Source organism: Enterobacter cloacae complex sp. 2022EL-00788 (genome assembly GCF_026627565.1).
Lineage (GTDB): Bacteria > Pseudomonadota > Gammaproteobacteria > Enterobacterales > Enterobacteriaceae > Enterobacter > Enterobacter pasteurii.
Window position 1 is genome coordinate 54,634 of the sequence record NZ_JAPNMC010000008.1, and the last position, 19,923, is coordinate 74,556.

At 57.8% G+C, this 19,923-nt stretch carries 24 protein-coding genes; 6 read left to right on the forward strand and 18 right to left on the reverse strand.

All coding sequences use genetic code 11. The features are described from left to right. Window position 1: 1 nt before the first annotated feature. A complete protein-coding gene (locus OWK27_RS14085; protein WP_023314731.1) occupies window positions 2-346 on the reverse strand; it encodes a nitrous oxide-stimulated promoter family protein in 345 nt (114 codons plus the stop codon). 175 nt (window positions 347-521) lie between these two features. Between OWK27_RS14085 and OWK27_RS14090 the strand changes: the two genes are divergently transcribed. Both OWK27_RS14090 and mutS read left to right on the forward strand, forming a co-directional pair. Beyond that, the gene (locus OWK27_RS14090) at window positions 522-752 is read left to right on the forward strand and encodes a SymE family type I addiction module toxin (RefSeq protein ID WP_242171143.1); all 231 of its coding nucleotides are present in this window, start codon (window positions 522-524) and stop codon (window positions 750-752) included. A gap of 112 nt (window positions 753-864) precedes the next feature. Further along, a complete protein-coding gene (mutS, locus tag OWK27_RS14095; protein ID WP_267590620.1) occupies window positions 865-3,426 on the forward strand; it encodes a DNA mismatch repair protein MutS in 2,562 nt (853 codons plus the stop codon). Window positions 3,427-3,508: 82 nt separating this feature from the next. Here the strand turns inward: mutS and OWK27_RS14100 are convergent, their stop codons facing one another. From OWK27_RS14100 to OWK27_RS14110, 3 genes are read right to left on the reverse strand one after another with little or no spacing between them, the layout of a single operon-like run. Next, window positions 3,509-3,730: a non-oxidative hydroxyarylic acid decarboxylases subunit D gene (locus OWK27_RS14100; RefSeq protein WP_148421244.1), complete on the reverse strand. Its 222-nt coding sequence runs from the start codon at window positions 3,728-3,730 to the stop codon at window positions 3,509-3,511. 10 nt (window positions 3,731-3,740) lie between these two features. Continuing rightward, on the reverse strand, window positions 3,741-5,168 hold the full coding sequence (locus OWK27_RS14105) for a non-oxidative hydroxyarylic acid decarboxylases subunit C (RefSeq protein ID WP_267590621.1): 1,428 nt from the start codon (window positions 5,166-5,168) through the stop codon (window positions 3,741-3,743). Next, window positions 5,158-5,760 (reverse strand): non-oxidative hydroxyarylic acid decarboxylases subunit B, encoded by a 603-nt coding sequence (locus OWK27_RS14110; RefSeq protein WP_148421240.1) that lies wholly within the window; start codon window positions 5,758-5,760, stop codon window positions 5,158-5,160. The genes OWK27_RS14105 and OWK27_RS14110 overlap by 11 nt, the downstream gene beginning before the upstream one ends. Window positions 5,761-5,932: 172 nt before the next feature. Here OWK27_RS14110 and OWK27_RS14115 point away from each other — a divergent pair, with 172 nt between their 5' ends. Together OWK27_RS14115 and OWK27_RS14120 are read left to right on the forward strand one after the other, a co-directional pair. Further along, window positions 5,933-6,349, forward strand: a complete 417-nt coding sequence (locus OWK27_RS14115; RefSeq protein ID WP_148421238.1) for a MarR family winged helix-turn-helix transcriptional regulator — start codon at window positions 5,933-5,935, stop codon at window positions 6,347-6,349. After that, window positions 6,346-6,723, forward strand: coding sequence for a DUF4440 domain-containing protein (locus OWK27_RS14120; protein ID WP_267590622.1), 378 nt, complete (start codon window positions 6,346-6,348; stop codon window positions 6,721-6,723). The genes OWK27_RS14115 and OWK27_RS14120 overlap by 4 nt, the downstream gene beginning before the upstream one ends. Window positions 6,724-6,775: 52 nt before the next feature. Here OWK27_RS14120 and rpoS read toward each other — a convergent pair whose 3' ends face one another. After that, window positions 6,776-7,768 carry an RNA polymerase sigma factor RpoS gene (gene rpoS / locus OWK27_RS14125; RefSeq protein WP_013098493.1) on the reverse strand — a complete coding sequence of 331 codons (993 nt, stop codon included), beginning with the start codon at window positions 7,766-7,768 and terminating at the stop codon, window positions 6,776-6,778. Between the two features lie 59 nt (window positions 7,769-7,827). Continuing rightward, window positions 7,828-8,901 (reverse strand): murein hydrolase activator NlpD, encoded by a 1,074-nt coding sequence (gene nlpD, locus OWK27_RS14130; protein WP_242173206.1) that lies wholly within the window; start codon window positions 8,899-8,901, stop codon window positions 7,828-7,830. On the opposite strand from nlpD, the gene OWK27_RS14135 reads away from it, so the two are divergent. Continuing rightward, window positions 8,834-8,974, forward strand: a complete 141-nt coding sequence (locus OWK27_RS14135) for a peptidase (protein ID WP_227009712.1) — start codon at window positions 8,834-8,836, stop codon at window positions 8,972-8,974. The genes nlpD and OWK27_RS14135 overlap by 68 nt on opposite strands. A gap of 94 nt (window positions 8,975-9,068) precedes the next feature. Here OWK27_RS14135 and OWK27_RS14140 read toward each other — a convergent pair whose 3' ends face one another. The 11 genes from OWK27_RS14140 to cysG form a co-directional block, all read right to left on the reverse strand. After that, window positions 9,069-9,695: a protein-L-isoaspartate(D-aspartate) O-methyltransferase gene (locus OWK27_RS14140; RefSeq protein ID WP_148421232.1), complete on the reverse strand. Its 627-nt coding sequence runs from the start codon at window positions 9,693-9,695 to the stop codon at window positions 9,069-9,071. Next, window positions 9,689-10,450 carry a 5'/3'-nucleotidase SurE gene (gene surE, locus OWK27_RS14145; protein ID WP_148421230.1) on the reverse strand — a complete coding sequence of 254 codons (762 nt, stop codon included), beginning with the start codon at window positions 10,448-10,450 and terminating at the stop codon, window positions 9,689-9,691. The genes OWK27_RS14140 and surE overlap by 7 nt, the downstream gene beginning before the upstream one ends. Next, window positions 10,431-11,480 (reverse strand): tRNA pseudouridine(13) synthase TruD, encoded by a 1,050-nt coding sequence (gene truD / locus OWK27_RS14150; protein ID WP_148421227.1) that lies wholly within the window; start codon window positions 11,478-11,480, stop codon window positions 10,431-10,433. Before truD ends, surE begins: the two co-directional genes overlap by 20 nt. Next, the gene (gene ispF / locus OWK27_RS14155) at window positions 11,477-11,956 is read right to left on the reverse strand and encodes a 2-C-methyl-D-erythritol 2,4-cyclodiphosphate synthase (protein WP_006811766.1); all 480 of its coding nucleotides are present in this window, start codon (window positions 11,954-11,956) and stop codon (window positions 11,477-11,479) included. Before ispF ends, truD begins: the two co-directional genes overlap by 4 nt. Further along, on the reverse strand, window positions 11,956-12,666 hold the full coding sequence (ispD, locus tag OWK27_RS14160; protein WP_148421225.1) for a 2-C-methyl-D-erythritol 4-phosphate cytidylyltransferase: 711 nt from the start codon (window positions 12,664-12,666) through the stop codon (window positions 11,956-11,958). Before ispD ends, ispF begins: the two co-directional genes overlap by 1 nt. Before the next feature lie 19 nt (window positions 12,667-12,685). After that, window positions 12,686-12,997, reverse strand: coding sequence for a cell division protein FtsB (gene ftsB / locus OWK27_RS14165; RefSeq protein WP_003862095.1), 312 nt, complete (start codon window positions 12,995-12,997; stop codon window positions 12,686-12,688). 79 nt (window positions 12,998-13,076) lie between these two features. Next, complete coding sequence (locus tag OWK27_RS14170) at window positions 13,077-13,403, reverse strand: DUF3561 family protein (protein WP_148421223.1); 327 nt, start codon at window positions 13,401-13,403, stop codon at window positions 13,077-13,079. 58 nt (window positions 13,404-13,461) lie between these two features. After that, the gene (gene cysC / locus OWK27_RS14175) at window positions 13,462-14,067 is read right to left on the reverse strand and encodes an adenylyl-sulfate kinase (RefSeq protein ID WP_148421221.1); all 606 of its coding nucleotides are present in this window, start codon (window positions 14,065-14,067) and stop codon (window positions 13,462-13,464) included. After that, complete coding sequence (cysN, locus tag OWK27_RS14180) at window positions 14,067-15,491, reverse strand: sulfate adenylyltransferase subunit CysN (RefSeq protein WP_267590623.1); 1,425 nt, start codon at window positions 15,489-15,491, stop codon at window positions 14,067-14,069. Before cysN ends, cysC begins: the two co-directional genes overlap by 1 nt. 9 nt (window positions 15,492-15,500) lie before the next feature. Then, entirely contained in the window at window positions 15,501-16,409 is a 909-nt protein-coding gene (cysD, locus tag OWK27_RS14185; protein ID WP_006811770.1) for a sulfate adenylyltransferase subunit CysD, read from the reverse strand. 9 nt (window positions 16,410-16,418) lie between these two features. Next, entirely contained in the window at window positions 16,419-17,777 is a 1,359-nt protein-coding gene (gene cysG / locus OWK27_RS14190; RefSeq protein WP_267590624.1) for a siroheme synthase CysG, read from the reverse strand. A 239-nt stretch (window positions 17,778-18,016) separates the two neighbouring features. On the opposite strand from cysG, the gene OWK27_RS14195 reads away from it, so the two are divergent. Beyond that, a complete protein-coding gene (locus OWK27_RS14195; RefSeq protein WP_193356089.1) occupies window positions 18,017-19,060 on the forward strand; it encodes an aminopeptidase in 1,044 nt (347 codons plus the stop codon). A 118-nt stretch (window positions 19,061-19,178) separates the two neighbouring features. Here OWK27_RS14195 and cysH read toward each other — a convergent pair whose 3' ends face one another. Next, window positions 19,179-19,913 carry a phosphoadenosine phosphosulfate reductase gene (cysH, locus tag OWK27_RS14200; RefSeq protein ID WP_176609605.1) on the reverse strand — a complete coding sequence of 245 codons (735 nt, stop codon included), beginning with the start codon at window positions 19,911-19,913 and terminating at the stop codon, window positions 19,179-19,181. Between the last annotated feature and the right edge of the window lie 10 nt (window positions 19,914-19,923).

Genomic DNA, 19,923 nt, shown 5'->3' on the forward strand with positions numbered 1-19,923 from the left:
CCTATTTTTTAGGTCGATACTTTTCTGGCAGTTCCGGAACCGGACGGCGATCGTCAATAAGGTGGCGAAGAGTCAGAATCGGATGACGCCATAGCATTCGTGGCCCCGCCCAGCGCATCACCTGCTTCATCTCCTCACGCCTGGCGGGCTGATAGCAGTGCACCGGGCACTGTTTGCAGGCGGGTTTTTCCTCACCAAAGACGCATTTATCCAGGCGCTTATCCGCGTAGGCATTCAGCGCCTGATAATGACCTTCATCCTTTACCGCCTGCGGACAGTTTTTTTCATACAGGGCGATCATTTTCGCGATCGTCTCTTTTTCGCGCGCAATGCGTTTCCCCGCCATTTTCATCCCCCCCTCAATAACACGCATTCAGAATACCATTTTAAGAATGGGATTTCAGTCGTTGCATTCTGTTTTCTGAAGGCGCCTTCCAGTCTTCGCTCTTTCCTGACGCGTTTTTACTGTTATTTTATACAGGCAGTCTGAACACACGTTGCCAACAGTTACCGGAGGATCTATGCAAGGAATGGCTATCACCAAACCGTATCGTCACTTAAAAGTTGGCTACTTCAGAAAAAGACATGAAGACCGCAAAACCAAAATCCCCAGGCGCTACAGCGTGCATGCCGCGCTGAGCTTAAAAGGTGACTGGCTTGAAGAAGCCGGGTTTTGCACAAACTCCCAGGTTCGGGTAGGGGTCGAGCACGGCAAGATCGTTATTGAACTCATACCGGAAGGTGCCTCGTAAAGTCGTGACATTTTTCTGCGCTGCGCTATTTTTTCATGCGACAATAGGGGTAATTAACGGCCTTAAGCCGCTCAAAACGTAATACTTTCAAAGAAATGGATATCAGAATTCCATGAGCACAATCGATAATTTTGACGCCCACACGCCAATGATGCAGCAGTACCTGAAGCTGAAAGCGCAGCATCCGGAAATCCTGCTCTTTTACCGCATGGGCGATTTTTACGAGCTGTTTTACGACGATGCGAAACGCGCGTCCCAGCTGCTCGACATTTCCCTGACGAAACGCGGTGCGTCGGCAGGCGAGCCGATTCCCATGGCGGGCATTCCGCATCACGCGGTTGAAAACTACCTGGCGAAGCTGGTGAACCAGGGTGAGTCCGTCGCTATCTGCGAACAAATTGGCGACCCGGCGACCTCGAAAGGGCCGGTCGAGCGCAAAGTGGTGCGTATCGTCACGCCGGGTACCATCAGCGATGAAGCCCTGTTACAGGAGCGCCAGGATAACCTGCTGGCGGCGCTCTGGCAGGATGGTAAAGGCTTTGGCTACGCCACGCTGGACATCAGCTCCGGTCGTTTTCGCCTGAGTGAACCTGCCGACCGTGAGACCATGGCGGCCGAACTTCAGCGCACCAACCCGGCAGAGTTGCTATACGCCGAGGATTTCGCGGAGATGGCTCTGATTGAAGGCCGCCGCGGCCTGCGCCGCCGTCCGCTGTGGGAGTTCGAAATTGATACCGCGCGCCAGCAGCTGAACCTGCAATTCGGCACGCGGGACCTGATTGGCTTCGGCGTGGAAAACGCACCGCGCGGGCTGTGTGCGGCGGGCTGCCTGTTGCAGTATGTCAAAGATACGCAGCGTACCGCCCTGCCCCATATCCGTTCGATTACCATGGAGCGCCAGCAGGACAGCATCATCATGGATGCCGCCACGCGCCGTAACCTTGAGATCACGCAAAACCTCGCTGGCGGCGTTGAAAACACGCTGGCGTCGGTTCTCGACAGCACGGTTACCCCGATGGGCAGCCGTATGCTCAAGCGCTGGCTGCATATGCCGGTTCGCAATACCGAAACGCTTATCAGCCGTCAGCAAACCATCGCCGCTTTACAGGATCGTTATACCGAGCTGCAGCCGGTGCTGCGCCAGGTGGGCGATCTTGAGCGTATCCTGGCGCGCCTGGCGCTGCGCACCGCGCGCCCGCGCGATCTGGCCCGTATGCGCCACGCTTTCCAGCAGCTGCCGGAACTGCGCGCTCAGTTGGGCGAGGTCGACAGCGCGCCGGTGCAGAAGCTGCGCGAGACGATGGGCGAGTTTACCGAGCTTCGCGAACTGCTTGAACGTGCCATCATAGACGCGCCTCCGGTTCTGGTGCGCGATGGCGGCGTCATCGCCCCGGGCTACAACGAAGAGCTGGACGAATGGCGCGCGCTGGCCGATGGCGCAACGGACTATCTGGATAAGCTGGAAATCCGCGAGCGTGAGCGTCTGGGGCTCGACACCCTGAAGGTGGGCTATAACGCGGTGCACGGCTACTATATTCAAATCAGCCGCGGGCAGAGCCACCTGGCACCTATTCACTACGTTCGTCGCCAGACGCTGAAAAATGCCGAGCGCTACATTATCCCCGAACTGAAAGAGTACGAGGACAAAGTGCTTACCTCGAAAGGGAAAGCGCTGGCGCTGGAAAAACAGCTGTATGACGAGCTGTTCGACATGCTGATGCCGCACCTGGCGGACCTGCAGCTTAGTGCCGCCGCGCTGGCGGAGCTGGATGTTCTGGTGAACCTGGCCGAACGCGCCGAGACGCTGAATTACGCCTGTCCGACCTTTACCGACAAACCCGGGATTCGCATTACCGAAGGCCGACACCCGGTGGTTGAACAGGTACTGAATGAACCGTTCATTGCCAATCCGCTTAACCTTTCACCGCAGCGAAGAATGCTGATCATTACCGGCCCTAACATGGGCGGTAAAAGTACCTATATGCGCCAGACGGCGCTTATCGCCCTGCTCGCCTATATCGGCAGCTACGTTCCGGCACAGAAGGTGGAAATTGGGCCAATCGATCGTATCTTCACCCGCGTGGGGGCGGCGGACGATCTGGCAAGCGGTCGCTCAACCTTTATGGTAGAGATGACCGAAACCGCCAACATCCTGCATAACGCGACAGAGAACAGCCTGGTGCTGATGGACGAAGTGGGACGCGGTACCTCCACCTATGACGGCCTGTCTCTGGCCTGGGCCTGTGCGGAAAGCCTGGCGAATAAGATCAAAGCGTTGACCCTCTTCGCCACCCACTACTTCGAACTGACGCAGCTACCGGAGAAAATGGAAGGCGTGGCTAACGTCCACCTTGATGCGCTGGAGCACGGCGATACGATTGCCTTTATGCACACGGTGCAGGACGGTGCGGCAAGCAAGAGTTATGGTCTGGCCGTTGCCGCGCTGGCGGGCGTGCCGAAAGAGGTTATTAAACGCGCGCGTCAGAAGCTGCGCGAGCTGGAAAGCTTGTCACCGAATGCGGCAGCAACGCAGATCGATGGCACGCAGATGTCGCTGCTGGCGCAGCCAGAAGAGACTTCTCCGGCCGTTGAAGCGCTGGAGAACCTCGATCCGGATTCACTGACCCCGCGCCAGGCGCTGGAGTGGATTTATCGGTTGAAGAGCCTGGTTTAAGGCTCCGCTGACGCCATTACCCATCCCTCTTCCACGGAAGAGGGTGTAAGCACGAAAACGGCAACGTAAGTTGCCGTTTTGCTTATAGCAACGGTGGAACGGTTGGCACCTGCGGCGCCTCGTCAATATCCTTCTGCGTCATGCGGAACGCTTCGGGATAGTGCTCCCGGCTGGTGCGGCGCAGCGGCTCGGTATCGCGCCAGGTATAAAGACAGTGCTGGCACTGGTATACCGTCCAGACACCCTTCACCGGTGATGTTGCCATCACTTCAATATGCTCATCGGCACAACGTGGACAAATCATCTTTTCCTCCTTATTGACGTGCCGCCAGCATCGCGGTCAGCTTCTCGGCCCAGGCTTTGGTTTCAGGGAGATCCTGTACCGGCTGGCTGTAGTGGCCACGGTTGTCCGGGGCAACGGGCGTGGTGGCATCAACGATCAGTTTGTCAGTGATCCCCGCCGGGCTGGATCCGGGGTCAAGCTCCAGCACCGACATGTTCGGCAACTGCACCAGATCCCCTGCCGGGTTCACCTTCGATGACAGCGCCCACATCACCTGCGGCAGGTTGAACGGATCGACATCTTCATCCACCATGATCACCATTTTCACGTAGCCCAGGCCGTGTGGCGTGGTCATGGCGCGTAACCCGACGGCGCGGGCAAACCCGCCGTAACGCTTTTTAGTGGAGATGATCGCCAGCAGCCCGTGGGTGTACATGGCGTTCACCGCCTGCACTTCCGGGAATTCCGCCTTCAGCTGCTGGTAGAGCGGCACGCAGGTGGCCGGCCCCATCAGATAGTCAATCTCAGTCCACGGCATCCCCAGGTAGAGAGATTCGAAAATGGGTTTGGTGCGATAGGAGACTTTATCAATGCGCACGACCGTCATGTTGCGTCCACCAGAATAGTGCCCGGTAAACTCGCCGAACGGCCCTTCAATTTCACGTTTTCTGCTCTCAATCACCCCTTCCAGGATCACTTCCGACCCCCACGGCACGTCGAACCCGGTGAGCGGCGCGGTGGCAATCGGATACGGGCTTTCGCGTAACGCGCCGGCCATTTCGTACTCGGACTGATCGTATTTCAGCGGCGTGGCGCCCATCAGGGTGATGATCGGATCGTTACCCAGCGTAATGGCAATGGGCAGATCTTCGCCCCGTTCTTCCGCTTTGTGCAGATGCAGCGCGATATCGTGCATCGGCACCGGCTGCAGGCCGAGCTTGCGCTTGCCCTTCACTTCCATGCGGTAGATCCCGACGTTCTGCTTGCCGAAGTTATCCGGGTCGAGCGGATCGCGCGAGACAACGCACGCTTTATCGAGATAAAAACCGCCGTCGCCGTCGTTCAGACGGAACAGGGGCAAAATATCGAACAGGTTGATATCTTCACCGTCCACCGTATTTTCCGCCCATGCCGGATTCGCGCGCCGCTCAGGCGTAACGGGGAATTTATCCCAGCGCTGGATAAATTCATCGATCTGCTTTTTCACCGGCGTGTTTGGGGGCAGCCCCAGAGAGATGGCGTGGTTTTGCCAGGAGCCGATGGTATTCATCACTACTCGGGCATCGGTGAACCCGCGGATATTGTCAAACCACAGCGCGGGAGCCCCTTCGCCAATGCGTCCGGTCGCGTTGGCGGCTGCCGCCAGATCCGGCTCGGCGTTCACCTCTTCCTCAATTTTAAGCAGTTGCCCTTGCGCGTCGAGGGCCTGCAGAAAGCTTCTCAAATCATCAAATGCCATCGTGATTCTCCTGTGAAAAATGTTTTGCCTCCCGCAGACCGTTCCAGCGGCGCGCCTTTTTGTGTTCCAGACCAAACTGGTCCAGAACGCGGGTCACGATATGCTGGGTGATGTCATCAGCGGTTTGCGGGTGGTTGTAATAGGCAGGCATGGGCGGCACCATCGCCACGCCCATGCGGGAAAGCGCGAGCATATTCTCCAGATGAATAGTGCTGAGCGGCGTTTCGCGGGGGACCAGCACCAGCCTGCGTCCCTCTTTCAGCACAACGTCTGCCGCACGGCCTACCAGCCCTTCGGCATAGCCCGCGCGGATCCCCGCCAGCGTTTTCATGCTGCACGGGATAACGATCATGCCGTCGGTGCGAAACGAGCCGGAAGAAATGGTGGCAGCCTGATCGGCCGGGCTGTGGACAACGTCTGCCAGGGCAGCAACGTCCTGCGCGGTAAACGGCGTTTCCAGTTCAATAGTTGTTTTCGCCCACTTCGACATCACCAGATGGGTTTCGACCTCCGGCATTTCCCGCAGCGCCTGCAGCAACGCCACGCCCAGCGGCGCGCCCGTCGCCCCCGTCATTCCCACTATTAATCGCATTCAGCACCTCAATGAATTTGTTCGTACACGAACATTATCGTTAAAGTACTCCCCCATCGTTTTTCTGACAAGATTGTTCGTACACGATCACACTAATTGCTAAAAATCGCCGCGTTATAATCCAGCGCAATAGGGGCTATCATAGAGGGAGAATTTTTCCACCGGAGCGTTCATGGAACTGAGACAAGAAGCGTTTCACCTGTTACGTCAGCTTTTTCAACAGCATACCGCGCAGTGGCAGCATGCCTTACCGGAGCTGACCAAGCCGCAGTACGCGGTTATGCGCTCAATTGCCGAGCACCCGGGCATTGAACAGGTGGCGTTAACCGAAGTGGCTGTCAGCACGAAAGCGACGCTGGCGGAAATGCTTAGCCGCATGGAGAAGCGTGGGCTGGTAAAACGCGAGCACGATCCCGCGGACAAACGCCGCCGGTTTGTCTTTCTGACCCCTGAAGGCGAGGCGCTGCTTGAACGCTCCCAACCGGTAAGTTACGGCGTGGATGAAGCGTTCCTGGGACGGCTGACGGCTGATGAACGCAAGCAGTTTGCGGCCCTGATCGGCAAAATGATGACGAAGGAGAAACCGTGACCCACTTTGAGAAAGAGATTATCGACGCGCACGTCGCAATAGAAAGCTGGTTAAGCCGCAGCGAAGGGGATTATGACGCCCTGCTTGCCCGTTTCCGGCAGGATTTTTTAATGGTTACCCCAGGCGGCGCTCACCTGGACTACGCGGGGCTGGCGGCTTTCTTTACGAGCCAGGGCGGTAGCCGCCCCGGCCTGAAGATCGTGATTGACGAGCTTACCACGCGACAAACCTGGGACAACGGCGCGGTACTTCATTACCGTGAAACGCAGACCCGCCCGGATCATCCGGTAAACGTGCGCTGGTCAACCGCCGTGCTTAATCAGGAAGGCGCTGTGATAACCTGGCGTCTGCTGCATGAAACGGCACAGCCGTAGCGCATAAGAAAAAGGCCCGTCTCACGACGGGCCTTTTTTGACGAAAGGGTGCTTACTCGCGGAACAGCGCTTCGATATTCAGACCTTGCCCCTGCAAAATTTCACGCAGGCGGCGCAGACCTTCTACCTGAATCTGACGAACACGTTCACGGGTCAGGCCAATTTCGCGGCCGACGTCTTCCAGTGTCGCAGCTTCATACCCCAGTAAACCGAAACGACGTGCCAGCACTTCACGCTGTTTGGCGTTCAGTTCGAACAGCCATTTGACGATGCTCTGCTTCATGTCATCGTCCTGCGTGGTGTCTTCCGGGCCGTTGTCTTTTTCATCGGCCAGGATGTCCAGCAGCGCTTTTTCGGAGTCGCCACCCAGCGGGGTGTCAACGGAGGTAATGCGCTCGTTGAGACGCAGCATGCGGCTTACGTCATCAACCGGTTTGTCTAGTTGCTCTGCAATCTCTTCCGCACTTGGCTCGTGGTCCAGCTTATGGGACAACTCGCGCGCGGTACGCAGATAAACATTCAACTCTTTGACGATGTGAATCGGCAGTCGAATCGTACGGGTCTGGTTCATAATTGCCCGTTCGATGGTCTGACGAATCCACCAGGTCGCGTAGGTTGAGAAACGGAACCCGCGTTCCGGGTCAAACTTCTCAACTGCGCGGATGAGACCTAAGTTGCCCTCTTCAATCAGATCCAGCAGAGCCAGACCACGATTGCCGTAACGGCGGGCAATTTTCACGACCAGTCGCAGGTTACTTTCGATCATGCGACGACGCGAGGCAACATCACCACGCAAAGCACGACGTGCGAAATAGACTTCTTCTTCGGCCGTTAGCAGTGGGGAGTAACCAATCTCCCCAAGGTAAAGCTGAGTCGCGTCCAGCACACGCTGTGTGGCACCCTGCGATAACAGCTCTTCTTCAGCTAAATCGTTATCACTGGGTTCCTCTTCTACTAAGGCTTTTTCGTCAAAAGCCTCTGCTCCGTTCTCATCAAATTCCGCGTCTTCATTTAAATCATGAACTTTCAGCGTATTCTGACTCATAAGGTGGCTCCTACCCGTGATCCCTGAACGAGACACCCTGGCTGGCATGCCCCGTCAATTTATCGCTGCGGTAAATATTGCAGCGGGTTTACGGATTTCCCCTTGTAACGAATTTCAAAATGCAAGCGTGTAGAACTGGTTCCGGTGCTACCCATGGTAGCGATTTTTTGCCCCGCCTTAACTTCTTGTTGTTCCCGGACCAGCATCGTGTCGTTATGGGCGTAGGCACTCAGGTAATCATCATTATGTTTGATGATAATAAGATTACCGTAACCGCGCAGTGCGTTACCGGCATAGACAACGCGTCCGTCAGCGGTCGCGATGATTGCCTGTCCTTTACTGCCTGCGATATCGATCCCTTTGTTCCCACCCTCAGAGGTAGCGAAGTTCTCGATAATCTTGCCGTCAGTTGGCCAGCGCCAGGTATTAATTGACGAGCTGGCATTCTGACTGCTTGCAGTCGGTACAGTAGAGCTAACCACAGGTGCCGTAGTCGGTGCTGTGACAACAGTCGCAGTACCTTTATTATTCGGCAACATTTTGTTAGCAGTCTGATCACCTGAATCCTCAGAATACGTAATTACAGGTTGTGAAGCAACTACCGTGGTGGTTTTTTGTGCAGGAGTAACGCTGTTATTTTGAGCGGTCACGTCAGCGGCTGAAACGGTGTTCCCTGGCGTGAGCGGTGTACCCGTCGCGTTGCCAACCTGAAGCGTTTGCCCGACTTCCAGAGCATACGGGGCCTGGACGTTGTTTCGCTGTGCCAGATCGCGGAAATCGTTCCCGGTGATCCAGGCGATATAGAACAGCGTATCGCCGCGCTTCACGGTATAGGTACTGCCGCCGGTATAGCTACCTTTCGGAATGTTCCCATACTTGCGGTTATACACTATGCGGCCATTTTCGGTCTGAACAGGCTGTTCCACTGGCTGAATCTGTGTAGGCTGCGTGACCGGACGCTGAACTGGCTGGATCTGTGGTGTTTGCTGCGCCGCCGACGTCCCCATTTTAGGCGGAGGCGTGATCAACATTCCGCTGGACGTGTTACCCGAGCCGCTGGTTCCATTGACGGAACTGACGGGCGCAGGCGCGTTATTCGAACTTGTACAGCCTGCCAGCCAGAGCGAAACCAGTGATAATGCCGCAACACGGCTGATGGTGAATTTTGGGCTTCCCGCGCTCATTTATCCCCCAGGAATGTGTTAACTACCAGTGACTTAAAAATAACCGTGATGGCACGAACCTATCGCGCCACACCATACGCTGAATTTGCCTTAATAACCCTGGAAAAATCCGAGTCTCAGGCCAGTTCGCCCTTAACCAGGGGCACAAAGCGCACGGCTTCTACGGTATCGATAATAAACTCGCCGCCGCGTCGACGAACGCGCTTCAAAAGCTGCTGCTCATCCCCCACGGGCAAAACAAGGATCCCCCCTTCATCCAGCTGCGACAGAAGCGCCACGGGAATTTCAGGTGGGGCAGCCGTTACGATAATGGCATCAAACGGGGCGCGAGCCTGCCAACCTTGCCATCCATCACCGTGACGTGTCGATACATTATGTAAATCAAGCTGTTTCAGGCGACGACGCGCCTGCCACTGCAAGCCTTTAATCCGCTCAACGGAACAGACATGGTGCACAAGATGGGCCAGGATCGCGGTTTGATAGCCTGAACCGGTGCCAATTTCCAGCACGCGGGATTCCGGCGTTAGCTCCAGAAGCTCCGTCATGCGCGCCACCATGTAGGGTTGCGAAATCGTCTGGCCTTGCCCGATGGGTAGCGCCACGTTTTCCCACGCTTTGTGTTCAAACGCCTCATCTACAAACTTCTCACGGGGAACCTGAGCGAGCGCGTTCAGCACCTGCTCATTAGCGATCCCCTGAGCGCGTAGTTGTTCCAGAAGAGTTTGTACACGTTTACTTACCATTGCGCGTTCACTCCGACCCGATCTAACCAGTCCGACACCACATCATGCGCGCTATAGGCGGTTAAATCCACGTGCAGTGGCGTAACGGAAACGTAGCCTTCGTCCACCGCGGCGAAGTCGGTGTCTGGCCCCGCATCGCATTTATCTCCCGGAGGGCCGATCCAGTACAGGGTGTTGCCCCGCGGATCCTGCTGCGGAATGACCTGATCGGCGGGATGGCGGCTGCCGCAGCGCGTGACGCGGATCCCCTTAATTTCATTCAGGGGGAGATCCGGCACGTTGATATTTAGGATGCGTCCGGTACGCAGCGGCTCGCGGCCAAGCGCGCGGAGAATTGAGCAGGTCACCGCGGCGGCGGTGTCATAGTGCGTGTGGCCGTTTAGCGAGACCGCCAGCGCCGGGAACCCCAGGTGACGGCCTTCCATCGCCGCGGCCACGGTACCAGAGTAAATCACATCATCGCCAAGATTTGGTCCGGCATTGATGCCGGAGACCACAACATCCGGTCGCGGGCGCATCAGCGCATTCACGCCCAGAAATACGCAGTCGGTCGGCGTCCCCATCTGCACGGCAATATCGCCATTCTCAAAGGTAAAGGTGCGAAGTGAAGACTCCAGCGTCAATGAGTTAGACGCGCCGCTGCGGTTACGATCGGGAGCCACGACCTGCACGTCCGCAAAGTCGCGAAGGTGTTTCGCCAGCGTCTGAATACCTGGCGCGTGGATCCCGTCATCGTTACTCAGCAATATTCGCATAATCACCCGACGTGTTGATAAGTTCCCTGACAACACTGGTGGCAAAGCTACCTGCCGGCAGCCAGAAGCGTAACTCGACGGTTACGTCATCCCACCAGTTCCAGCTCAGCTGTTGCGGGTAGAGCAGCATCGCACGGCGTGCCGCCTCAACCTTTTCCCGCACCAGCAAGGATTGTAATTCCGGCGCATCCGCCACCGCTGACTGCTCGGCGGCAAGCGCCTCGCCCTGGGTTCCCCAGTCGCCGGAGCCCGGCAGGGCTGCGGTAATCATCAGCGCTTTAGCGTCCACGCGCGACTGGACATCGGCCATCTCTTCGGCCGTTGCCACAAACCAGCTTCCGCGTCCCGCTAATTGTAGCGCATCGCCGACAACAACTTGATTCGCGTCCGGTTTTTTCAGCCGTTCGCTCACCATCTGATTAAACAACGCGCTGCGGGCCGCCGACAACCAAAAACTGCGTTTATTCCTGTCGCGCACCGGCGCATCGCTTTGCGCCCAGCGCAGCGCGCCCTGCAAATTGCTGCCAGCGATGCCGAAGCGCTGCGCGCCAAAGTAGTTCGGCACGCCGCGTTCACCGATAGCCTTCAGGCGTTTTTCAACGTCTTCGCGGTCGGTTACTTCGCGCAGCACCAGGGTAAACGCGTTGCCTTTCAGGGCGCCCAGGCGCAGCTTGCGCTTGTGGCGGGCGTACTCCAGCACCTTACAGCCCTCAAGCTCAAACTGGCTTAAATCGGGCATCCCGTTGCCGGGCACGCGGGCGCAGAGCCACTGTTCGGTGACGGCGTGCTTATCTTTCTGCCCGGCGAAGCTCACCTCGCGAGCATGGATTTTGAGGAATTTTGCCAGCGCATCGGCCACGAATCGGGTGTTGCAGCCGTTTTTCAGGATCCGCACCAGGATGTGCTCGCCTTCGCCGTCTGGCTCAAATCCGAGGTCTTCCACCACCACGAAATCTTCCGGGCTGGCCTTCAGCAGGCCATTGCCCTGCGGCTTACCGTGCAGGTACGTCAGATTGTCGAAATCCGTCATTTGGCCGCCTTTACCAGCAGCGCCACGGCTTCACAGGCGATGCCTTCACCGCGGCCGGTAAAGCCCAGCTTCTCCGTGGTGGTCGCTTTAACGTTAACGTCGTCCATATGGCAGCCCAGATCTTCGGCGATAAACACGCGCATCTGCGGAATATGCGGCAGCATTTTCGGCGCCTGGGCGATAATCGTCACGTCAACGTTGCCGAGGGTGTAGCCTTTGGCCTGAATACGGCGCCAGGCTTCGCGCAGCAGTTCGCGGCTGTCCGCGCCCTTAAAAGCGGGATCGGTGTCCGGGAACAGCTTGCCGATGTCGCCCAGCGCGGCGGCGCCCAGCAGCGCGTCGGTGAGCGCATGCAGCGCTACGTCGCCATCAGAATGCGCCAGCAGACCTTTTTCGTAAGGAATGCGCACGCCGCCAATGATAATTGGGCCTTCGCCTCCAAAGGCGTGTACATCAAAACCGTGTCCAATACGCATTATGCCTTCTCCTGATGGGTCGTACGGGTAAGATAAAATTCCGCGAGCCGTAAATCTTCCGGGCGCGTCACTTTTATATTATCAGCGCGCCCTTCAACCAGTTCGGGGTGAAAACCGCAATACTCCAGCGCCGAGGCTTCGTCCGTAATGGTCGCACCTTCTTTAAGCGCGCGCGTTAAGCAGTCGTGGAGTAATTCGCGGGGGAAAAATTGTGGCGTCAGTGCGTGCCATAAATCGACGCGCTCGACGGTATGCGCGATCGCCGGCTTGCCCGGTTCGCCACGCTTCATGGTGTCACGCACCGGGGCCGCCAGAATGCCGCCCACTTTGCTGGTTTCGCTCAGCGCCAGCAGACGCGACAGATCGTCATGATGCAGACAGGGGCGCGCGGCATCGTGAACCAGTACCCACTGCGCGTTTCCGGCAGCCTGAATGCCCGCCAGAACGGAGTCGGCCCGCTCGGTGCCGCCGTCAACAACCGTAATCTGAGGATGGTTTGCCAGCGGAAGCTGCGCAAAACGCGCGTCGCCGGGGCTGATGGCAATAACAACGTGCTTCACCCGAGAATGCGCCAGCAGCGCCGCCACGGCGTGCTCGAGGATCGTTTTATCACCGATTGAGAGATACTGCTTTGGACATTCTGTCTGCATGCGCCGGCCAAAACCTGCGGCCGGCACCACGGCACAGACGTCCGAAAAAGTTGCTGCCATGTCGTAATCCTGGGCCTGATTATCGATTGTTTTGTGCGGAGCCCTGATTGCGTTTAGACGCATCCGGAACCAGACGATAAAACGTTTCGCCCGGCTTAGTCATACTGAGTTCGTTGCGTGCGCGCTCCTCAATCGCCTCCTGGCCGCCATTGAGGTCATCAATTTCAGCAAAAAGTTGATCGTTACGCGCCTTAAGTTTGGCGTTTGTTGCCTGCTGTGCCGCGACGTCATCGCTTACCCGGCTATAGTCGTGGAGCCCGTTCTTACCGAACCACAGCGAATATTGCAGCCAGACCAGCAAAGCCAGCAACAGCAGCGTTAGTTTACCCATCCTGCCCCCTGAAAAAACGGCATCATCATCCCATAACTTTCCGCTGGACTCTACTGCGGGGTTTTAATTATGTCGTAAGTTAGCCCATCAGCCATAAAAACAGCAGGCCGAAGATGACCACAACGGTGGCGATAGTGATAACCGTACTATACAGGAGCCTGCCGTTAAACAGGGAGTGCAGCGCAACGCCTACCACGACCGCAACGGGCATCAGCGCCAGGAAGAAGGGCCAGGTATAGAGGAAGAAGAAGAGGGTGTTACCACCGTAGAGTAAAAACGGGATGCCCAGCGCCAGTAACCACGCCGCGAAGCCGACAATCGCCCCGGGGAAGGACCAGGTCGTCTCGTCGTCGGCGGATAACGGCTCCGACCCGGTGGTAATCATGTAGTTTTCACTGTTGCGCATAGCTAATCCTGTGACCGTGACTCATCGTTCGGGAAGACAGCTCCCGAACGATACCGTCTCAGGATCTGATAATATCGTCCCGTCTGAGCAGGTCTAATAATTGGCTTACTAAATTTGTTACCAATTGTTGACCTTCCAGATGAATCTCAGGGGATTCAGGCGCTTCGTAAACCGAGTCGATGCCGGTGAAGTTTCGCAGTTCCCCCGCGCGGGCTTTTTTGTACAGCCCTTTCGGATCGCGCGCTTCGCAGATCTCCAGCGGCGTATCGACAAACACTTCTATAAAGCGCTCCTGGCCGACGCGCTCGCGCACCATCCGGCGCTCGGCGCGGTGCGGCGAGATAAACGCCGTCAGCACCACCAGCCCGGCATCCGCCATCAGGCTGGCCACCTCCCCTACCCGACGGATATTCTCTTTACGGTCTTGATCGCTGAAGCCCAAATCGCTGCACAGGCCGTGGCGCACGTTGTCGCCATCCAGCAGGTAGGTGCTCACGCCCTGCTGATGCAGCGCCTCTTCCAGCGCGCCCGCCACCGTCGATTTACCGGAGCCGGACAGCCCGGTAAACCACAGCACAACCCCACGGTGGCCGTGGAGCTGTTCGCGCTGGGTGACGGTGACCGGATGAGGATGCCAGACGACGTTCTCATCATGGGCGGCCATTACTTGCCTCCCAGCAGATCGCGTGCGCCCCAGTGCGGGAAGTGCTTACGCACCAGCGCGTTCAGCTCAAGCTCAAAGGCGCTGAACTCAGAGGCCACGGTAGCCTGCGCGTTTGGCTCACGAACCATCCCGGCACCGACGGTGACGTTCGTCAGGCGGTCGATAAAGATCATCCCGCCCGTTACCGGATTCTGCTGATACCGATCCAGCACCAGCGGTTCGTCGAAGGTGAGATCCACCAGCCCAATGCCGTTCAGCGGCAGTTCGCTCACCTCGCGCTGGGTCAGGTTGTTGATGTCCACCTGGAACTGAATGCCGTCCACGCGGGCGCGGGTTTTCTTTCCGGCGATCTTGATGTCGTAGCTCTGGCCTGCGGTCAGCGGCTGTTCTGCCATCCATACCACATCCACGGCCGCGCCCTGCACTGCCGCCAGCGTCTCCCGCGCGTCGACCAGCAGATCGCCGCGGCTGATATCAATTTCGTCCTTCAGTACCAGGGTCACCGCTTCGCCTGCCCCGGCCTCTTCCAGATCGCCGTCAAAGGTGACGATACGGGCAATGGCCGATTCCACGCCGGACGGCAGCACCTTCACGCGCTGCCTCACCTTCACCGAGCCGGAGGCAAGGGTGCCCGAGAAGCCGCGGAAATCGAGGTTAGGACGGTTCACGTACTGCACCGGGAAGCGCATCGGCTGAGTATCCACCACGCGCTGGATCTCAACGGTTTCCAGCACTTCCAGCAGCGTAGGGCCGCTGTACCAGGGCATGTTTGCGCTCTGGGAGGCTACGTTATCCCCTTCCAGCGCCGACAGCGGCACGAAGCGGATATCCAGGCTGCCCGGCAGCTGTTCGGCAAAGGTCAGGTAGCTCTGGCGGATCTCGTCGAACCGCGCTTCGCTGTAGTCCACCAGATCCATTTTGTTCACCGCCACCACCAGGTGTTTGATCCCCAGCAGCGTGGAGATAAAGCTGTGACGACGGGTTTGATCCAGCACGCCCTTGCGCGCGTCGATCAGCAGGATCGCCAGGTCGCAGGTGGACGCGCCGGTCGCCATATTGCGGGTGTACTGCTCGTGCCCCGGCGTGTCGGCGATAATAAATTTGCGCTTCTCGGTAGAGAAGTAGCGATAGGCCACATCGATGGTGATGCCCTGCTCGCGCTCCGCCTGCAGGCCGTCCACCAGCAGCGCCAGGTCCAGCTTTTCGCCCTGAGTACCGTGACGCTTGCTGTCGTTGTGCAGGGAAGAGAGCTGATCTTCGTAAATCTGACGCGTGTCGTGCAGCAGGCGGCCAATAAGGGTGCTTTTGCCGTCATCAACGCTGCCGCAGGTCAGAAAACGCAGCAGGCTTTTGTACTGTTGGGCGTGCAGATAGGCTTCCACGCCGCCTTCATCGGCAATTTGTTGGGCAATAGTCGTGTTCATGGCGGCTCCTTAGAAATAACCCTGACGTTTCTTCAGCTCCATGGAGCCGGCCTGGTCGCGGTCAATCACGCGGCCCTGTCGCTCGCTGGTGGTCGACACCAGCATCTCTTCGATAATTTCCGGCAGCGTCTGCGCGCTGGACTCCACCGCGCCGGTCAGCGGCCAGCAGCCGAGGGTACGGAAACGGACCATCTGTTTTTTGATTACCTCGCCCGGCTGTAAATCAATGCGATCGTCGTCGATCATCATCAGCATGCCGTCGCGCTCCAGCACCGGGCGCTCGGCGGCCAGATACAGCGGAACGATCTCAATATTTTCCAGATAGATGTACTGCCAGATATCCAGCTCGGTCCAGTTGGAGAGCGGGAAGACGCGGATGCTTTCGCCCTTGTTGATCTGGCCGTTGTAGTTGTGCCACAGCTCCGGACGCTGGTTTTTTGGGTCCCAGCGGTGGAAGCGGTCACGGAAGGAGTAGATACGCTCTTTCGCACGGGATTTCTCTTCGTCGCGGCGCGCGCCGCCGAAGGCGGCATCAAAACCGTATTTATTCAGCGCCTGCTTCAGCCCTTCGGTTTTCATGATGTCGGTATGCTTGGCGCTGCCGTGCACGAACGGGTTAATGCCCATCGCCACCCCTTCCGGGTTTTTATGCACCAGCAGCTCGCAGCCGTAGGCTTTGGCGGTACGGTCACGGAATTCATACATCTCGCGGAATTTCCAGCCGGTATCCACGTGCAGCAGCGGGAACGGCAGCGTACCCGGGTAAAACGCTTTACGCGCCAGGTGCAGCATGACGCTGGAATCTTTACCGATGGAGTACATCATCACCGGGTTAGAGAACTCGGCGGCCACTTCGCGGATAATATGGATACTTTCCGCTTCGAGCTGCCGCAGGTGAGTAAGTCGTTTTTGGTCCATAACCGTTCCTTAAGCCAAATTTATAACAGAAGAACCAAAGCCTTCCGTATCGGTTGTGTGTTGGAACCAGGCGAGGGTGTCGTGCAGCTGCACCACCTCTCCCACCACGATCAGGGCGGGCATCGGAGCATCTTTCGCCAGGATTGCAAGGTTTTGTAACGTGCCGATGGCGACGTGCTGATCGACGCGCGTGCCGCGAGAGATGACGGCAACCGGCGTCGTCGCTTCGCGACCGTGCTGAATAAGCTGTTCGCTGATATCCGCCGCTTTCATCGTGCCCATATAAATCGCCAGGGTTTGTCGGCTCTGGGCAAGATGCGACCAGTCAAACGGCGTGCTGTCGGCTTTGTAGTGCCCGGTCACAAAGGTGACGCTCTGGGCGTAATCGCGGTGGGTCAGCGGAATACCCGCGTAGGCCGTCACGGCTGACGCCGCCGTGATGCCGGGCACCACCTGGAACGGCACGCCCGCCTCGGCGGCCGCCTGGAGTTCTTCGCCTCCGCGACCGAAAATAAACGGGTCGCCCCCTTTCAGGCGCACCACGGTCTTGCCCGCTTTCGCAGCGGCAATCAGCATCTGGTTGGTATCGTGCTGCGCCACGGAGTGCTCCCCGGCGCGTTTGCCGACGCAAATTTGCTCCGCATCCCGGCGGATCAGCTCGCGCACGCCGTCGGTAACCAGGTGGTCGTAAAACACCACGTCCGCATCCTGCAATACCTGCAACCCGCGCAGGGTCAGCAGCCCGGCATCGCCCGGCCCGGCACCTACCAGAACGATCTCCCCGCCGCCGCTGCCGGGGTTATCCAGTTCATCCTCGAGAATTTGCTGCGCCGCCGTCTCGTTACCGGCATGCATCAGGCTGGCAAATCGGCCGCGGAACATACGCTCCCAGAAGCGACGGCGCTCCGTCACGCTGGTCAGACGCGTTTTCAGATGCGTGCGCCAGTAGCTGGCCTTCTCCGCCATGCGTCCGAGGCTGGTCGGCAGCAGCGCTTCAATTTTTTCCCGCAGCACCCGCGCCAGCACCGGCGCGGTGCCGCCGGAGGAGATCGCCACCAGCAGCGGCGAGCGGTCAACAATCGACGGGAAGATAAACGAGCACAGCGGCTGGTCGTCCACTACGTTCACCAGACGGTGACGGGCCTGCGCGGCACCGGAGATGCGCTGGTTAAGCTGACGATTTTCGGTTGCCGCAATGACCAGCACCACGCCGTCGATTTGAGACTCGTCAAAGTCCGCCTCTTCAACATTCAGCACCTGCGCCCCGGCGCGTTGCAGAAACGCGATTTTGCGATCGGCAATTTCGCCCGTACCGACAACCAGTACCGGTCGGTCTTTCAGGGCGGCAAAAAGGGGGAGATAGTCCACAGGCAACAACTCACTAACAATCAGGAATAAGGGGACTATAGGGGGCGGCTTAGATCGAATGAAATTACGAATTGGAATGAGTAGTTACTCAATGGAATAACGCCGTGAAAATGCAAATATCAAAAAGTGCTTAACACGCGAAATTTCGGGCATTTAAGAGCAATTCAAATTGTGTCTGCCCGGTCACAGTTTCATACTAAGCGGGTTAAAATTTTGCTCTGTTTTTTTAAGGACTCACTATGTTTTCCGCAATGCGCCACCGATGTGCAGCCCTGGCGCTCGGCGTTTGCTTTATTCTTCCGGCTCAGGCAAAAAATCAGTCTTACGGTGAAATAGCCAGTATGCAGGCGCGGCATATTGCGACGGTCTTTCCGGGCCGCATGACCGGCACGCCTGCCGAAATGCTCTCCGCAGACTATATTCGTCAGCAGTTTGCTCAGATGGGCTATCAGAGCGACATTCGCGCTTTCCATAGCCGCTATATCTATACCTCACGCAATAATACGCAGAACTGGCACAACGTGACCGGCAGCACGGTGATTGCGGCGCACGAAGGGAAAGCGGCTGAGCAGATTATTATTATGGCGCACCTTGATACCTACGCCCCGCTGAGCGATGCCGACAGCGATAATAACCTCGGCGGGCTGACGCTACAGGGGCTGGACGACAATGCGGCGGGGCTGGGGGTGATGCTTGAGCTGGCCGAACGTCTGAAGAATATCCCGACGAAATACGGTATCCGCTTTGTGGCAACCAGCGGCGAAGAAGAGGGCAAACTCGGTGCTGAGAATCTCCTTAAACGCATGAGCGCTGAGGAGAAGAAAAATACGCTGCTGGTGATTAACCTCGATAATCTGATCGTCGGCGATAAGCTCTATTTTAACAGCGGACAGAGCACGCCGAGCAGCGTGCGTAAACTCACCCGCGACCGCGCGCTGGCGCTCGCCCGTGCGCACGGCGTTTATGCCGCGACAAACCCGGGCGGTAATCCGGATTATCCAAAAGGCACTGGCTGCTGTAATGACGGGGAAGTGTTTGATAAAGCAGGTATTCCGGTGCTTTACGTCGAGGCGACCAACTGGGCGCTGGGCAAAAAGGATGGCTATCAGCAGCGCAGCAAATCAAAAGCGTTCCCGGACGGAACCAGCTGGCATGATGTGAGGCTGGATAACCAGCAGCATATAGACAGCGCGCTGCCGCAGCGGATTGAACACCGCAGCCGCGACGTGGTGAAAGTGATGCTGCCGCTGGTGAAGGAGCTGGCGAAAGCGGGGAAAGCGTAGAGCGGTATTTTCCCCTCACCCCTGCCCTCTCCCCAAAGGGGCGAGGGAGAAAAGACGGCTCCGGGCGATCCCCTCTCCCCTTTGGGGAGAGGGTTAGGGTGAGGGGGTGGATAAGGAATTACCCTTCGTGCAGCCCGCACTCGCGCTTGAGCCCAAAGAATCGCGTCTCTTCTTCCGCCATCCCCGGTTCCCATTTACGCGTGGTGTGGGTATCACCGACCGACAAATAGCCCTGATCCCACAGCGGATGGTATTTCAGACCGTGTTTTTGCAGGTACTGATACACCGTCCGGTTGTCCCAGTCGATAATCGGCAACACTTTAAACACGCCGCGCTGCACCGCCAGCACCGGTAGCGTCGCGCGGCTTCCGGACTGCTCGCGGCGAAGGCCGGCAAACCAGGTCTGGGCGTTCAGCTCTTTCAGCGCGCGGTTCATCGGCTCGACTTTGTTGATCTCATTGTATTTCTCAATGCCCTCAACGCCCTGCTCCCACAGCTTGCCGTAACGCGCCTCCTGCCAGGCCGCGCTTTCCGTCGCGCGGTAGACCTTCAGGTTCAGCCCGAGCCTGTCCGTCAGCTCGTCGATAAACTGGTAGGTTTCCGGGAACAGGTAGCCGGTATCGGTGAGGATCACCGGTATGTCCGGACGGATCTGATTCACCAGATGCAGGCTTACCGCCGCCTGAATGCCAAAGCTCGAGGAGAGCACATAGTCACCCGGCAGGTTTTCCAGCGCCCAGGCCACGCGCCCTTCGGCGTCGAGCTTTTCCAGCCGGGCGTTGGTTTCTGCCAGTGCCAGAATACGTTCGACTTTTGGCAGTTCATTAAGGGCGTTTAGATCGAGTACGGACATAATTACCTCT